At 69.8% G+C, this 1,139-nt stretch carries 1 protein-coding gene; it reads right to left on the reverse strand.

Annotation, left to right across the window (positions count from 1 at the left end):
• On the reverse strand, positions 1-1,139 hold a 1,139-nt coding region (locus ACXJKJ_RS30115; protein ID WP_457395010.1), incomplete at both ends, for an SdrD B-like domain-containing protein.

The following is a 1,139-nucleotide window of genomic DNA, read 5'->3' on the forward strand; positions in this document are numbered from 1 at the left end:
ATCGGAATCTCGCCGAAGTTGTAGGCCGCGGCCGCCTCGTTGCTACCCAGCGCGATCGCGTTGATCGCCGACGGCACGGTGTCCGGCGAGGTCGCGGTGCCGCCCTTGTCGCCGGGCACGGTGATGCCGTTGAGGGTGTTGGTCGGCTGGGTCGGTTCAGTCACCACGTAGGTGCCCGGCAGCAGGCCGACGAAGGCGTAACTGCCATCGGCGGCGGTGGTGGTGGTCAACTGCACAGGCTGGCCGTTGCGGTCGGTGCCGGTGAGCACGATCTCCACGCCCCCCAGGCCGGTTTCGGTCGGGTCGATGACGCCGTCATTGTCCACGTCCAGCCAGACCCGCCCGGCGATCGAGCTGCCGTTGGGGTTCTCGCCGAAGTTGAAATTCTCGCCATCGGCCCCKCGGCCCAGGTCGATCCCGGCGATGCGGTCGGTGTTGGCCGCGTCCGGTCCGCCCGGACTGGCCACGCCGGTGCCCGCCACGCAGGTACCCATGGCGCAGGTCGCGCCACCGATGGTGCCGGCGTTCACGGCGCTAGGACGGTTGGTATAGGGGCCGTTGGGCAACGGCTCGCGCACGCTGTACAGCACGTGCGGGTCCAGGTCGTCGAAACGGTAGTGGCCGTTGGCGTCGGTCTGCACGGTGGCCAGCACCGCGCCGGTGCTGGCGTCCAGCAGCTCCACGCTGGCACCGACGATGGCGCTGTCGGTGCCCACCGTGCGCTGGTTGTTGAAGTCCAGGTCCACATACACGTAGCCGGACAGGCTCGGGCGACGCACTTCGGGGAAGTTGTAGTTCACCGCCACCGCGCCGACGCTGCCGATCGTGCCACCGGGCACGGCCACGTCGGCACCCAGCAGCACCACGTAGCGGCTGTCCGGGCGGCCGGCCTGGTAGCTGTCCGGGTTGAAGGTCGCCGCCTGCGCGCCACTGGTGGGCGGGTCGATGCGGCCATTGGCATAGCCGGTCGGCTGCACTTCCAGCACGGTGTAACCGGCCGCGTCGGCCGGGGCCAGGTTGTCGAAGCGGTACTGGCCGTTGGCGTCGGTGGTGACGGTCAGGTTGACCGCCTGGCCGTAGGCATCGGTGCCGCTCAGGCGGATCGACACACCGGCGATGCCGGCTTCACCGGGTTGCAC

The organism is Roseateles sp. P5_E1 (assembly GCF_054049335.1).